Raw genomic sequence first — 13,711 nt, 5'->3', positions numbered from 1 at the left:
CCCCCGCGGGGTTCCCCCCCCCACCCCCACCAAGGACGCAGCCCACCCCGCCACTACACTCATCAGCAGCAAGCGCGTCAGGCTCACAGCGTCGTGCGTCTTCCACGCGGCTGACCCCTTCACCGCCAGCGGCCGTCGGGACGGCCGTCCGCTGAGGACTAGTGAGGACTGAAGACCACGTGAGCACTGCTTCCACTGGTAAGCCCGTCGTACTCATCGCCGAAGAGCTCTCTCCGGCGACGGTCGACGCCCTGGGCCCGGATTTCGAGATCCGGCACTGCAACGGGGCGGACCGAGCCGAGCTCCTTCCCGCCCTCGCCGATGTGGACGCGATCCTCGTCCGCAGCGCGACCAAGGTGGACGCCGAGGCCATCGCCGCCGCGAAGAAGCTGAAGGTGGTCGCTCGCGCGGGCGTCGGCCTGGACAATGTCGATGTCTCGGCCGCCACCAAGGCGGGCGTCATGGTCGTCAACGCGCCGACGTCCAACATCGTCACCGCCGCCGAGCTCGCCTGCGGTCTGCTGGTGGCCACGGCCCGTAACATCCCGCAGGCCAATGCCGCGCTGAAGAACGGCGAGTGGAAGCGCAGCAAGTACACCGGTGTGGAGCTGAGCGAGAAGACCCTCGGCGTCGTCGGCCTCGGCCGCATCGGTGTCCTGGTGGCCCAGCGGATGTCCGCCTTCGGCATGAAGGTCGTGGCGTACGACCCGTATGTGCAGCCCGCGCGGGCCGCCCAGATGGGTGTGAAGCTGCTCTCGCTGGACGAGCTGCTCGAGGTCTCCGACTTCATCACGGTCCACCTCCCCAAGACCCCCGAGACCCTCGGCCTGATCGGCGACGAGGCGCTGCACAAGGTCAAGCCCGACGTCCGGATCGTCAACGCCGCGCGCGGCGGGATCGTGGACGAGGTGGCGCTGGCCGCCGCCCTCAAGGAGGGCCGGGTGGCCGGAGCCGGGCTGGATGTCTTCTCCCAGGAGCCGTGCACCGAGTCCCCGCTGTTCGAGTTCGACAATGTGGTGGTCACCCCGCATCTGGGCGCCTCCACCGGTGAGGCCCAGGAGAAGGCGGGGATCGCCGTCGCCCGTTCGGTGCGGCTGGCGCTCGCCGGTGAGCTGGTCCCGGACGCGGTGAACGTCCAGGGTGGCGTCATCGCCGAGGAGGTGCGGCCCGGGCTGCCGCTGGCCGAGAAGCTGGGGCGGATCTTCACCGCGCTGGCGAGTGAGGTCGCGGTCCGCCTCGATGTCGAGGTGTACGGCGAGATCACCCAGCATGACGTCAAGGTGCTGGAGCTTTCGGCGCTCAAGGGCGTCTTCGAGGACATCGTCGACGAGACCGTCTCGTATGTGAACGCGCCGCTGTTCGCGCAGGAGCGCGGTGTCGAGGTGCGGCTGACCACCAGCTCGGAGTCGACCGAACACCGCAATGTGGTGATCGTGCGCGGCACCCTGTCGGACGGCGAGGAGGTCTCGATCTCCGGCACGCTGGCCGGCCCCAAGCACCAGCAGAAGATCGTCGCGGTTGGGGAGTACGACGTGGATCTGGCGCTCGCCGACCACATGGCCTTCCTCCGCTACACCGACCGCCCCGGTGTGGTCGGCACGCTCGGCCGCATCCTGGGCGAGGCGGGTATCAACATCGCGGGGATGCAGGTCTCGCGGGCGGCGGCGGGCGGTGCCGCGCTGGTGGCGCTCACGGTGGACGACACCATTCCGCAGCCCGTGCTCACCGAGATCGCCGAGGAGATCGGCGCCAGCTCGGCCCGCTCGGTCAATCTGGTCTGAGCCGCGTAGGCACTCACCCATCTGGGCCCGGTCCCCGCTTCGGCGGGGGGCCGGGCCCAGATCGTTGTGTGGCCTGGGCGACAGCTGTGCCGAAGGGGTTCCGGATCTTTTTCATCATGTGTTGAATAATGGATGTCGGCTCGCTACGCTCATCGCTATGTGGAGAAAATTTCTCCACATAGCTTTGGTATGCGCTGTCAGGAGAGCCCCGTGTCCGCACACATCGACGCCGACGCCCTTGCCGACTCCCCGGTGCCGCCGCCCATGCGCGCCGACGCGTGGCGCAACCGGGAGCAGATCCTGCGCGCCGCCCGCGAGGTCTTCGTCGATCAGGGGCCGGACGCCCCGCTGGATGAGATAGCCCGGCGGGCCGGGGTCGGGATCGCGACCCTCTACCGGCGGTTTCCGCAGCGCGTCGATCTGCACCGAGGGGTCGCCATCGATGTGCTGACCGCACTGGGCGAGGCCGCGCACCGGGCCGCCGCCGAGGAGGACGATCCGTATCTGGCGCTGCGCCGCTTCATGCACGCCGCCCTCGATCTCAAGCTCGGCTCGGTGATGCCCGCGCTGCTGGGCCGCTTCTCCGTCCACGAGATCCTCGACGGCGTCCCCGGCGATGCCGTCGACCCGATCGACGCACTGCTCCTGCGCGCCCAGGCCCAGGGGCTGATCCGGCTCGATGTCGTCTTCGGCGACATCACGCTGATGATCATCCGGCTGTCGCGGCCGCTGCCCGGCGGCGGCCGGTTCGCCGCCGATGACGCCCTCGCCCATCGCCAACTGGATGTCTATATCGACGGGTTGCGCCCCACCGGCACCCCGCGCCCCACCACTCCGCTCGGCGGTCCGGCCGTCGATGCCGTGGCGTTCCAGCGCCTCCGGGAACGAGTGATCGCCGACGCCCGCGACGCCCGCGAAGCGCGCGACGCCCGCGAAGCCCGTGATGCTCGCGGCGCCCGCGACGCCCGGCCGGACGACGGTTCCGACGCGCACTGAGGCGCCGACGCGGGCGCCTCCTCTTCCCGATCTTCCTCTCCGCTCGCCTTCCGCAAGACCAGAAAGGCATCGCCATGTCCCAGCTCTCGAAGTCGCCGCCCGAGGTGAATCCCCGGCGCTGGCTCGCCCTCGTCTTCATCGGCCTGGCCCAGCTGATGATCGTCCTCGATATCACCGTCGTGAACATCGCCCTGCCGTCGGCCCAGAAGGACCTCGGCATCTCCGACGGCGACCGGCAGTGGGTCATCACCGCCTACACCCTGGCGTTCGGCAGTCTGCTGCTGCTCGGCGGCCGGATCGCGGACTACACGGGCCGTAAGCGCACCTTCCTCATCGGCCTGCTGGGGTTCGCCGGGGCCTCCGCGCTCGGCGGCGCCGCCTCCGGTTTCGAGATGCTGCTCTCGGCCCGCGCCCTCCAGGGCGGGTTCGCCGCGCTGCTGGCCCCCGCGACGCTGTCGCTGCTCGCGGTGAACTTCACCGAGGCCCGTGAGCGCGCCAAGGCGTTCGGCATCTTCGGCGCGATCGCGGCGGGCGGCGGTGCGATCGGACTGGTCATCGGCGGCCTGCTGACCGAGTACCTCGACTGGCGCTGGTGCCTGTACGTCAATGTGCCGATCGCGATCGTCGCCGCCATCAGCTGGTCGGTACTGCCCGCCGACACCCGCACCGAGGGCCGCGCCCGATTCGACATTCCCGGAGTGCTGCTGGCGGTGGGCGGGCTGGTGGCCGTGGTCTACGGATGCAGCGAGGCCGAGTCCAAGGGCTGGGACTCCCGGCTGGTGACCGGACTGCTCATCCTGGGCGCGGTGCTGCTCGTCGCCTTCGTCCTGGTGGAGCGGAGCGTGGCGCGGCCGCTGCTGCCGCCGCGCGTGCTGGCGGACCGCACCCGCGGCAGCGCCTATCTGGCGGTCGGCCTCTCGGTGGTCGGCATGTTCGCGATGTTCCTCTTCCTCACGTACTACATGCAGCTCGTCAAGGGATACTCGGCGCTGCTCACCGGTGTGGCGTTCCTGCCGATGACCGGGGCGGTGCTGATCGGCGCGGGCGGTGTCGCCTCCCGTCTCATCCCCAAGGTGCCGCCGCGGCCGCTGGTGGCGCCCGGTCTGCTGATCGCGGCCGCGGGTGTCGCGCTGCTGGTGCCCCTGGACGTCGACAGCTCGTACGCGGTCGGGCTGCTGCTCCCCGAGCTCCTGGTCGGCTTCGGCATGGGCCTGGTGATGGCGCCCGCGATGAACTACGCGACCCATGGGGTGGAGGAGGGGGACGCGGGCATCGCGTCCGCCACCGTCAACACCGCCCAGCAGATCGGCGGTTCGATCGGTACGGCGATGCTCAACACCATCGCCACCAGCGTGACCTCCGACTACATGGCCTCGCACGCCTGGCAGATGACACCGCGGACCGCCAAGGCCGGTCTGGTCGAGGGCTTCTCCCAGGCGTTCGTGGTCTCCTCCTTGATCCTGGTGGGCGCCGCGGTGGTCGTGGCGCTGCTGATGAACACCCCGCGTCCCGTACGGCAGCCGGGCGCCGAAGGCGCCACCCCGCTGCCCGCGCATATGGGCTGACGGCGGCTCGGACCCGGGATGTCCCGGACATTCCGGGCGACCGGGGGCCCTTCGCTCCATCGCCGGAGCGGAGGGCCTCCGGCGGTGGTGGGTCAGGGGGCGGGGTCGGGGCGCGGCGCGCGGGCGGCCAGCTCCAGCAGCTCATCCACCGACCACTGGTCATAGGCGTGCTCGCCGTGCTTGGCGGCGACGACGCGGCCGTCCCCGCCGATGCCGGCCCCGAGGATCAGGAAGTCCGCGGGCAGTCCGAGACGGCCCCCGGGCTGGCTGGGCGCGGGGAGCTTCTCCCGGCCGCGGAGGACCGCCCACACCCCGGTGACCAGCGCCCATACGATCGGCCCCCAGGCGCGCGGGCTGAGCAGGGCCCTGCGCGCCTGCTCCACCCCGAACTCCCGGTACAGCCGCTTCCGGGGGTCGGCGATGACGGCGAACGGCAGGTCGTCCGTGTGCTTCCGCAGCTCCTCGGCGGGGGAGTGGAAGACCGCCACCTCCCGGATTCCGGCCGCCTCGATCTCCTGGTGGCGCCGCACGATCGACCGCAGATGGAGATTGCAGACGGGGCATCCGGCGAAGCGCCGGAACTGAAGGTGGATCAGCCGGCTGGAGTCGGGCACGGCGACGGCCGGCCCGGTCACCGGGGTGAGGGTACGGGCGGAGATGACGGAACCGGGCTCCATGGGAGCCCCCCTTCGTAAGCGTGCGGCATACGCCTACCAGCGTAGGCGTATGCCGTACGCTGTCAACCGCCATGCCACGACCTCGCTCCCTCGCCCCCGACCAGCTGGCCTCGGCCGCCCTCGCCGTCCTCGACCGCGAGGGGCTCGCCGGGCTCTCGATGCGCGCCGTCGCCAAGGAACTCGGAATGAGCACGATGGGGCTCTACCGCTATGTGGACGACCGCGAGGAGCTCGAAGGGCTGGTGGTCGAGCGCGTCCTCGGCGCCGTCGACACCACGCCGCCCGATTCCGGAGCCCCATGGGACGAACGGCTCCGGACCATGGTCGGCCGACTGCGCGACACGGTCGGCGCCCACCCCGCGGTCCTCCCGCTGACCCTCGCCCACCGGCATCGTTCCCCCAGCTCACTGCGGTGGGCGGAGACGGTGCTCGCGATCCTCACCGAGGCGGGCCTGGACGGCGAACGCCGAGTGCTCGCCCTACGCGCCCTGCTCGGCTATGTGATCGGCGCGATCCAGCTCGAACACCTGGGACCGCTGTCCGGCGCGGGCACGGTCACGATCTCCGAGCTGCCGTCCGATGAGTTCCCGTACCTGGCCGACACCGCACGACAGGCGCGGAGCGTGGGGGCGGAGCGGGAGTTCTTCGGGGGCCTGGAGGTCTTCCTGTGCGGGCTGGGCGCATAGCCGGGTCCGCGTCAACGCCGGGGCCGCCGCTCACCTGTGTGGGTGGCCTCCCCGGCGTTCCTGCCCGCTACTCTTGGTGACGCGGCCAGAATCCCGTCCATGGGAGGAACCATGACTGCTGAACCGCTTCCGGCCTGGGCTTTTCCGCCCCCGGGCGGATTCACCGCAGATGATCTTGACCGCATGCCGGATCTCCCGCCGCACACTGAGCTGATCGACGGGAGCCTCGTCTTCGTGAGCCCGCAGAGGCATTTTCATTCGCTGGCCATGTATCTGCTGGAGAAGGGGCTCCGGGCATCGGTGCCCGAGTCGCTCCGAGTCTGTCGCGAGATGACCATCGCCCTCGACAAGCGCAACCGCCCCGAGCCCGACATCTCCGTCCTGCGCGCGGAGGCAGTATCGGCCGAGGCGGATGAGACGGGGTATGACGCGGCCGACGCCGTGCTCGCGGTGGAGGTCGTGTCCCCGGAGTCCGAGGACCGCGACCGCAAGCGCAAGCCGCAGCTCTACGCCGAGGCGGGGATCCGGTACTTCTGGCTGGTGGAGAAGGGGCAGGGGCGCCGTCCGGTGGTCCACGTCTTCGAGCTGGACCCGGTGACCCGCGCCTACGTGCCGACGGGCATCTACCGCGACCGCCTGAAGGTCTCGGTCCCGTTCACGATCGACATCGACCTTACGGAGATCGACCACCTCTGACCGGAGCGGCGGGCAGGCGGCCGCGTCGACCGGCCGTCAGCCCGCCAACTCGTACGCGTAGTCCGGGGAGAAGGTGCCCGCCGGGCCCGCGCAGCCGTCTACTTCGCCGGGATGCGCATGGTGCGTCACTCCTCTCGCGTGGGGCTGCTCAGCTCTTCGGCTGCCATGTCCGGCCGCCGTTCTCTGGTTGCCGCCGAGCGGGAAATGGTTGCCGCCTTGTTCGAAGGGGATTCGGTGTGCGGACGGCCGTGAGGCGCCGCCGCGCGGCGGTCAACTCGCCTCGCGCACAACGCCGGAGGGGACCTCACCGTGGCGAGGTCCCCTCCGGCGTTCCTCCGCTCAGTGGCTCGGCGCCACCTCGCGGCCCGCCGTCTCCTCGCCCTCCGCCGTCGCGTCCCCGCCGGTCGAGGGCGTGCCCCCGGCCGTGGGCCCGGCGGGCCCGACCCGGCGCAGCGTCACCAGGGCCAGGACCGCGGCCGCCACCAGGACCAGCGCCCCGGCGCCGCACGCGATCCGCATCCCGTGGGTGAACGCCTCGCGCGCCGCGTCCAGCATCTGGTCCCCGGCCTGTCCCTTCAGCCGGCCGGCCACCGCGACGGCCGCGCCCAGCGTCTCGCGCACCCGGTCGAGCGCGTCGGTGGGCAGCCCGTCGGTGGGCGGTCCGCCGCCCAACGAGTCCTTGACGTCGCTCCGGTAGACGGCGGTGCCGACGCTGCCGAGCACCGCCATGCCCATCGCCCCGCCGAACTCCTGGCCCGTCTCCAGCAGCGCGGCCGCCGAACCGGCCCGCTCGGGCGGGACGGTGCCGATCGCCATGTCGGTGACCAGCGACATCACCGCGACGATCCCGCTGGCCAGGACGGCGGCGCCGATCAGCACGGTCCACAGCGAGTCCGGCCCGGCCAGGGTCAGAATCCCGTAGCCGATGGCCCCGGTGACGAAGCCCGCGCCGATCACCGAGGCCCGGTTGGCACCGCGCTGGACCGCCGCGGCCGCCGCCGGTCCGGCGATGCCGACGCAGACGGACGGGGCCAGGCTCCACAGCGCCGCCTCCAGCACGCCCTTGCCGAGCACCGACTGAAGGTACTGGGTGGTGAAGTAGGCCGAGCCCATCATGGCGAAGGTGGCCAGCGCGTTGAGCGCGATCGACGGGCCGAAGCCGCGGTGGTGGAACAGCTGGGGGCTGATCATCGCGGCGCGGCGGGTGAGTTGGCGCCGTACGAAGACGGCGCCGATGGCGAGACCGGCCACGATGGACAGCACCGGGATCAGGCCGAGGCCGTTGTCGGCAGCCGTCTTCTTCAGTCCGTAGATCACCGGGAGCACGGCGGCCATCGACAGCGGCACGCTCGGCAGGTCGAACGGACCGGGCGCGGGGTTCTTGAACTCCGGTACCAGGAGCGGCACCAGCGCCAGCAGCAGCACCATCGCGGGGACGTTGATCAGGAAGACCGAGCCCCACCAGAAGTGCTCGATCATCACCCCGCTCATCACCGAGCCCAGCGCGACACCGCCCGCCATGGCCGATGCCCAGATCGCGATCGCTTTGGCCCGCTGCTTCTCGTCGAGGAAGAGATTGCGGACCAGCGCCATCGTCGACGGCATCAGCGTGGCACCGCCGATTCCGAGCACCGCCCGTGCGGCGATGAGCATTTCGGCGCTCTGCGCGTACGCCGCCGCGACCGACGCGGCGCCGAAGGCAGCGGCCCCGAACAGCAGCAGCTTCCGCCGCCCGAAGCGGTCGCCCAGCGCGCCCATGGTGATGAGCAGCCCGGCGAGGGCGAAGGCGTAGATGTCGAAGATCCACAGCTGCTGAGTGGAGCTGGGGTGCAGCTCCCGGCTGATGGCCGGCACCGCGAAGTACAGCACCGACACATCCATGGAAACCAGGAGGAGCGGAAGCATCAGGACGACGAAGGCGGTCCATTCCCTGCGCCCGGCGCGGAGGCCGGTGGAAGTCGAGATCATGCCAGGGACTATACGAGCGTCTTAAACAAGCGTCTAGTACGGCTGTGTAAAACAAACGTCTAGGACGGTCGTATGGGATCGGGATACCCTGGCCGCATGGGACATCGAGAGGATCTGCTGACCGGGGCCAAGCGCTGCCTCGAGGAGAAGGGCTGGTCCCGTACGACGGCGCGGGACATCGTGGCCGCCTCGGGCGCCAATCTGGCCTCCATCGGCTACCACTACGGCTCCAAGGACGCCCTGATGAGGGAGGCGCTCTTCGCCTCCATGAGCGACTGGGCCGATGACGTCCAGCGGTCCTTCGAGGCGGACGAACCGGCCGGCGGCGGCCGGGACGCCGGGCTGCGGGAGCGGTTCGAGACCCGGTGGACCCGGGTGCTCGAGCTGTTCGACAAGCACCAGGGGGTGTGGCGGTCCCAGCTGGAGGCGATCCTCCAGGTTCGACACGACCCCGAGCTGCGCGCGGCCTTCGGGCGGGCCCAGCCGGAGGGGCGCCAGGGGCTGGTGGGGATGATGCACGGCGTTGACGAGAGCGAGGTCGACGAGGAGACCTCGCGGGTCATGGGCTCGTTCTACATGACCCTGGTGAGCGGGATGATCGTCCAGATGGCCATCGACCCCGACCTCATGCCCAGCGCCCACGACCTGGTCGAGGCGATGCGGCGGATCCTCGGCGAGGCGCCCGCAGCGCCCGAGGCGCCCGAGACCCCCGCGACTCCCGCAGCCCCCGAGGCCCCCGCGAGCTGAACTCGGCCCTGAGCGGATCGGCGCTGGTCGGCCGCGGTTCGGTGGCGCCCCGAAAGGGGCGCGGGGTATGCGCGGCTCCGCCGCGTGAGCGCGGCCAGCCACGACGGTGCCGCTGACGATCGACGGCAGGTCAGGGCAGTTCCGGCGGAGCGCTTGGCGCTCAGCGCCGCGGCGGTGTAGGTTCCGCGTTTTGGTGAGCACCGGCTGCTGCGTGGATCGGGTATTCCGCTGCCGGTGAGCACAGCGCGCGGGTGACGATCATGAGCAGACCGTCGTATCGAGCCGGAGGGGGTTGCAACTCTCTGTAGCCTGCGCCTTCCTGTTCCAGGGCGGTCGTGCAACGACAGCGCGTCGAGGATGATTTGTGATGAGGCGCCTTTCGATCGGGGGAGCGCAGCGCTGACCGAAGTCGGAGCGCAGTGGTTGGGCCGGTACTTCAAGTGTCTCGACGATCGCCGGTTTCCCTAACCGGCGATCGTCGTCTATGTTGCGCCTCTGCTGGAGGGCTCGGCGGCGGACGGGGTGCTGGCGGAGACGGGCCTGCGACGCCTGAAGTGTCGCGCTTCCTGGGGGTGTTGGCGCTTACTGCTCGTTGCTCGGGGCGTTGCTCTGGGCGCGCACCTCATCCATGTCGAGGTCCTGGGCCCGTCGGATGAGTCCGGTCAGGGCGGCCTCGGGCAGGGCGCCGGGCTGGCGGAAGACGGCGATCTGCTCGCGCACGATCATGAGGGTGGGGATCGACGTGATCTCGAACGCCTGGGCCAGTTCGCGCTGGGCCTCGGTGTCGACCTTGGCGAAGATGACGTCCTCGATCGTCTCGGACACCCGCTCGAAGACGGGCCCGAACTTGCGGCAGGGGCCGCACCATTCGGCCCAGAAGTCGATGATCACGAAGTCGTTGCCGCTGATGACCTCGTCGAAGTTGTCCGCGGTCAGCTCGATGGTGCTCATGGGGGTTGCTCCTGTGTGGGGTGGGAGAGGGCCGGGCGCTGCTCGGGGCGCTGTGCGGCCGTCGGGCCCGGCACGAGGGTGCCGGGCCCGACGGCCGTTCGCCGTGCGGGCTTCGCACGGTGCTTGCTCGTGGGGTCAGCGGGCGGTGACGTTCCCGGCGGTCGCCGATGCGGGGGCTGCCTCGTCGTCGGTCTGGAGGGGGGCGGTGTTCTTCGGGCCGCGTAGGGCGATGTAGACGAGTAGGGCGGCCATGACGGCGACGCCTGCCCACATGGTCTGCTGCCAGCCGTCGACGAAGGACTGCTGGGCGGCGTCGATGAGGTCCTGGGCGTGGTTGCCGGTGCCGGGTGCGGCCTCGACGGCGTTGGCGATGCCTTCGCGGGCGGTGTCGGCCGCCCCTTGGGGGATGTCGGCGAGCTTGCCGTCGATGGCGCTGCGGTAGCCGCTGGCCAGGAGAGCGCCGAGCAGGGCGACGCCCAGAGCGGTGCCGAGTTCGCGGGTGACGTCGTTGAGGGCGGAGGCGACGCCCTGCTTGGCGCGGGGCAGGGAGCTGGTGATGGCCTCGGTGGACGGGGTCATCGCCAGGCCCATGCCGATGCCCATGGCGAGCATGCCGGGCAGGATGGAGAGGTAGCCGCCGTCGACGGAGACGAACAGAGCCATCAGGGCGAGGCCGAGGGTGGACAGGGTGATGCCGACGCTCATGGTGGAGCGGGCGCCGGTCTTGGCGGCCATCTTGGGGGCCAGGCCGGAGGTGATCATCATCATGACGGCCATGGGCATCATCGCCACGGTGGACAGCAGCCCCGACCAGCCGAGCACGGCCTGGAAGAAGGGGAAGAGGACGACGGCGATGCCGGCCTGGACGCCGAAGACGACGAGCAGGGTGATGGAGCCTCCGGCCAGGCCGCGCTCGCGGAAGAGGCGTACGTCCAGGAGCGAGGCGTCGCGACGGCGCAGCTCCCACGCGACGAACACCGCTGAGGCGATCACGCCGACGGCGAGGCTGGCCAGGGTGACCGGGTCGGTCCAGCCGCGCTCGGGGCCCTCCTGCAGCACGAAGATGAGCCCGACCACGGCGACGACGGAGAGAAGCGCGCCGACGGTGTCGAAGGGGTGGGTGGCGTGCTCGCGGGAGTCGGGCACCGACTTGAACGTCATCGCCAGGGCGACGGCGACCAGGACGACGGGCAGTACGAACAGCCACCGCCAGTCGGCGACGTCCACCAGCAGGGCGGAGAGGAACATGCCCAGGATGCCGCCACCGCCGGCGACGCCGGTCCACACGCCGATGGCCTTGCCGCGCTCCTCCTCGGGGAAGGTCGAGGTGATGACGGACAGCGTGATCGGCATGATCATCGCTGCGCTGACGCCGGCGGCCACGCGGGCGCCGATCATCACCGCGGCCGACGGGGCGAGCCCGGACACGACGCTGGCCGCGCCGAAGACGATCAGGCCGGTGATCAGCATGGGCTTGCGGCCCAGCCGGTCGCCGATCGCGCCGAGCGGCAGGAGCAGGGCGGCCAGGGCCAGGGTGTAGATGTTGATGATCCACAGGACGGTGGTCTGGGAGGCGCCCCACTCGACGGCCATGTGGGTCTGGGCGACGTTCAGCCCTGACACCGAGGCGATGACGGCCATCAGCGCGATCGAGACGGTGATCAGGATCGCGCGGAGCTGACGCGCGTCCGGTGCGCCCCCGTCGCTCGCCGGCTGGGGCGCCGCCTGGGGAGGCTGGTTGATGCTCATGTCGTCCTTCCGAAAAGGGCATGCGGGCTCGGCGCCGGAACAGGTCCGGTCGCATGAGGGGGAGGTGGAGCGGGGGGCGTTGGCCGCGGTCACCGCCGGGAGCGGTGCCGCGGCGACCGCGCGGGAGGGGTCAGGCCGGGGTGGCCCCGGCCTGGGTGGCGGTGAGGGCCGCGTCGGTGTCGGCGGCGGCGAGGACGGCGTTGATGTGGGCACCGGCCAGGGCGCCGGCCGCGGCGACGGCGCCGACCTGGACGGTCAGGTCGGTGGCGTTGCCGGCCACCCACACCCCGGGGACGTCGGTGGTGCCGGCCATGGCGGAGGCGAACCGGCGGCCCATGTCGTCGGGCAGGTCCTCCATCGGCAGCTTCAGCCCGTCCAGGCCCTCGGTGCGGGCCTGCATCTGCGTGGCGACGGCGAGCAACCGCCGGGCGACGACCGTGCCGACGGCCAGCCGCACACCGGCCAGCGCGCCGTCGTCGGCCACGATCTCGGTCACCGCGGTGTCGATGACGCGGATATTGCGGGCGGCGAAGCGGCCGCGGGTGTCCTGGTCCACCTGCGTGCCGTTGGAGAAGTAGACGAGGTCGTCGGTGAGCTGCCGGAACAGCAGCGCGTGGTGGAGGGGAGCCGGGTCCGGTGGCGAGGATTCCGATCGGCTCGTCGCGCACCTCCCAGCCGTGGCAGTAGGGGCAGTGCACCACGCGGCGAGTGCCCGGCAAGGCCCGGCACCTCGGGCAGTACGTCCCGCAGCCCGGTCGCCACCAGCACCCGGCGCGCGCTCACGCTGCGGCCGTCGGCGAGAGTGAGGGCGAACCGCAGATCGCCGGCGACCGGTTCCGCGGGCTCGACCGAGGCGACCTCGCCGAAGACGACCCGCCCGCCGTAGTGGCGGACCTGCTCCCGACCGCGCGCGAGGATCTCCGACGGCCGCGATGCCGTCCAGGACGATGAAGCCGTGCATGGCCTCGGCCGGGGCGTTGCGCGGAGTGCCGCTGTCGACGACGAGGACAGAGCGCCGGGAACGTGCGAGCATGAGCGCGCCGTTCAGGCCGGCCGCACCGCCGCCGATCACCACGACGTCCACCGTGCCGCCGGGCCAGGAATCGCCGCTGTAGTGGGAGGTCTGCGCAGACATGTCGCGCCCCTTTCGTCCGTGCCCCCGGTTCAACATCTGGCTCCGACACTAAGCCCGCCTTGCAGCCAGGGCATAGACTGTTGCCTATGACGCAAGAAGATGGAGCGCTGGACAGCCTCGTACGCAAACGCATCCGCGCCCTGCGCGTCGCGCAGGGCTGGTCGCTGGAGGAGCTGGCCACCCGGGCCAACCTGAGTCAGTCCTCGCTGAGCCGGATCGAGAATGGTCAGCGCCGCCTGGCCCTGGACCAGCTCGTCACTCTCGCCCGCGCCCTGGACACCACGCTCGACCAGCTCGTGGAGAATGCCGCCGACGACGTCGTCATCAGCCCGATGATCGACGGCGCCCACGGCCTGATGCGCTGGCCGATGAAGGGTGACCCCGGCATGAGCGTTATGCGGCAGCGGATGACTGAACCGCCGCCGGACAATCCCGCCCGCATGCGTGCGCACCCGGGCCGCGAGTGGCTCGTCGTGCTCTCCGGCACCGCCGTCCTGATGCTCGGCCACCGCCGCTTCCGCATCGAGACCAACCAGGCCGCCGAGTTCCCCACCATGATGCCGCACGCGATCGGGGCCGAGGGTGGACCGTGCGAGATCATCGGCATCTTCGACCGCGACGCCCGCCGCGGCCACCGCGACACCGCAGGCGACAGCGCCGACTGCGACCGTACCGAGGGCTCCTGCCGTTGAACGTCGGCGGCCCGGCCCCCGCAGAGGCCGCCGGACTTGCGCCACGAGCAGTCCACCGCACCTCCTCC

At 71.1% G+C, this 13,711-nt stretch carries 11 protein-coding genes and 1 pseudogene; 7 read left to right on the top strand and 5 right to left on the bottom strand.

The window, feature by feature from the left end:
- The first annotated feature begins 179 nt into the window (after positions 1-179).
- The 3 genes from serA to NQU54_RS14985 all read left to right on the top strand — a co-directional run bounded on the left by serA (position 180) and on the right by NQU54_RS14985 (position 4,342).
- Positions 180-1,781, top strand: coding sequence for a phosphoglycerate dehydrogenase (serA, locus tag NQU54_RS14995; RefSeq protein WP_257631482.1), 1,602 nt, complete (start codon positions 180-182; stop codon positions 1,779-1,781).
- 210 nt (positions 1,782-1,991) lie between these two features.
- Entirely contained in the window at positions 1,992-2,777 is a 786-nt protein-coding gene (locus tag NQU54_RS14990; protein ID WP_257631481.1) for a TetR/AcrR family transcriptional regulator, read from the top strand.
- A 74-nt stretch (positions 2,778-2,851) separates the two neighbouring features.
- A complete protein-coding gene (locus NQU54_RS14985; RefSeq protein WP_257631480.1) occupies positions 2,852-4,342 on the top strand; it encodes an MFS transporter in 1,491 nt (496 codons plus the stop codon).
- A 92-nt stretch (positions 4,343-4,434) separates the two neighbouring features.
- Here the strand turns inward: NQU54_RS14985 and NQU54_RS14980 are convergent, their stop codons facing one another.
- Entirely contained in the window at positions 4,435-5,019 is a 585-nt protein-coding gene (locus tag NQU54_RS14980) for a peroxiredoxin-like family protein (protein WP_257631479.1), read from the bottom strand.
- Between the two features lie 71 nt (positions 5,020-5,090).
- Between NQU54_RS14980 and NQU54_RS14970 the strand changes: the two genes are divergently transcribed.
- Both NQU54_RS14970 and NQU54_RS14965 read left to right on the top strand, forming a co-directional pair.
- Positions 5,091-5,705 (top strand): TetR/AcrR family transcriptional regulator, encoded by a 615-nt coding sequence (locus tag NQU54_RS14970; RefSeq protein WP_306278721.1) that lies wholly within the window; start codon positions 5,091-5,093, stop codon positions 5,703-5,705.
- A gap of 111 nt (positions 5,706-5,816) precedes the next feature.
- Positions 5,817-6,401: a Uma2 family endonuclease gene (locus NQU54_RS14965; RefSeq protein ID WP_257631478.1), complete on the top strand. Its 585-nt coding sequence runs from the start codon at positions 5,817-5,819 to the stop codon at positions 6,399-6,401.
- 339 nt (positions 6,402-6,740) lie between these two features.
- On the opposite strand, the gene NQU54_RS14960 is transcribed toward NQU54_RS14965, so the two are convergent.
- On the bottom strand, positions 6,741-8,369 hold the full coding sequence (locus tag NQU54_RS14960) for an MFS transporter (RefSeq protein WP_257631477.1): 1,629 nt from the start codon (positions 8,367-8,369) through the stop codon (positions 6,741-6,743).
- A gap of 96 nt (positions 8,370-8,465) precedes the next feature.
- On the opposite strand from NQU54_RS14960, the gene NQU54_RS14955 reads away from it, so the two are divergent.
- A complete protein-coding gene (locus NQU54_RS14955; protein ID WP_257631476.1) occupies positions 8,466-9,116 on the top strand; it encodes a TetR/AcrR family transcriptional regulator in 651 nt (216 codons plus the stop codon).
- 582 nt (positions 9,117-9,698) lie between these two features.
- Here the strand turns inward: NQU54_RS14955 and trxA are convergent.
- The 3 genes and pseudogenes from trxA to NQU54_RS14940 all read right to left on the bottom strand — a co-directional run bounded on the left by trxA (position 9,699) and on the right by NQU54_RS14940 (position 12,951).
- Entirely contained in the window at positions 9,699-10,067 is a 369-nt protein-coding gene (gene trxA / locus NQU54_RS14950; protein ID WP_257631475.1) for a thioredoxin, read from the bottom strand.
- Positions 10,068-10,202: 135 nt separating this feature from the next.
- Positions 10,203-11,816: an MFS transporter gene (locus tag NQU54_RS14945; protein ID WP_257631474.1), complete on the bottom strand. Its 1,614-nt coding sequence runs from the start codon at positions 11,814-11,816 to the stop codon at positions 10,203-10,205.
- A 130-nt stretch (positions 11,817-11,946) separates the two neighbouring features.
- A pseudogene (locus NQU54_RS14940) lies at positions 11,947-12,951 on the bottom strand (NAD(P)/FAD-dependent oxidoreductase).
- A gap of 86 nt (positions 12,952-13,037) precedes the next feature.
- On the opposite strand from NQU54_RS14940, the gene NQU54_RS14935 reads away from it, so the two are divergent.
- Positions 13,038-13,643, top strand: coding sequence for an XRE family transcriptional regulator (locus NQU54_RS14935; protein WP_257631473.1), 606 nt, complete (start codon positions 13,038-13,040; stop codon positions 13,641-13,643).
- The last annotated feature ends 68 nt before the right edge of the window (positions 13,644-13,711 follow it).

This window comes from Streptomyces malaysiensis subsp. samsunensis (assembly GCF_024519315.1).
Classification (GTDB): Bacteria; Actinomycetota; Actinomycetes; order Streptomycetales; family Streptomycetaceae; genus Streptomyces; species Streptomyces malaysiensis.
This window is presented reverse-complemented; position numbering and strand designations above follow the sequence as displayed.

Coding starts and splice junctions, on each gene's coding strand:
- NQU54_RS14955 (WP_257631476.1), top strand. CDS start 8,466: ATGGGACATCGAGAGGATCTGCTGACCGGGGCCAAGCGCTGCCTCGAG.
- NQU54_RS14960 (WP_257631477.1), bottom strand. CDS start 8,369: ATGATCTCGACTTCCACCGGCCTCCGCGCCGGGCGCAGGGAATGGACC.
- NQU54_RS14985 (WP_257631480.1), top strand. CDS start 2,852: ATGTCCCAGCTCTCGAAGTCGCCGCCCGAGGTGAATCCCCGGCGCTGG.
- trxA (WP_257631475.1), bottom strand. CDS start 10,067: ATGAGCACCATCGAGCTGACCGCGGACAACTTCGACGAGGTCATCAGC.
- NQU54_RS14935 (WP_257631473.1), top strand. CDS start 13,038: ATGACGCAAGAAGATGGAGCGCTGGACAGCCTCGTACGCAAACGCATC.
- NQU54_RS14970 (WP_306278721.1), top strand. CDS start 5,091: ATGCCACGACCTCGCTCCCTCGCCCCCGACCAGCTGGCCTCGGCCGCC.
- NQU54_RS14965 (WP_257631478.1), top strand. CDS start 5,817: ATGACTGCTGAACCGCTTCCGGCCTGGGCTTTTCCGCCCCCGGGCGGA.
- NQU54_RS14980 (WP_257631479.1), bottom strand. CDS start 5,019: ATGGAGCCCGGTTCCGTCATCTCCGCCCGTACCCTCACCCCGGTGACC.
- NQU54_RS14945 (WP_257631474.1), bottom strand. CDS start 11,816: ATGAGCATCAACCAGCCTCCCCAGGCGGCGCCCCAGCCGGCGAGCGAC.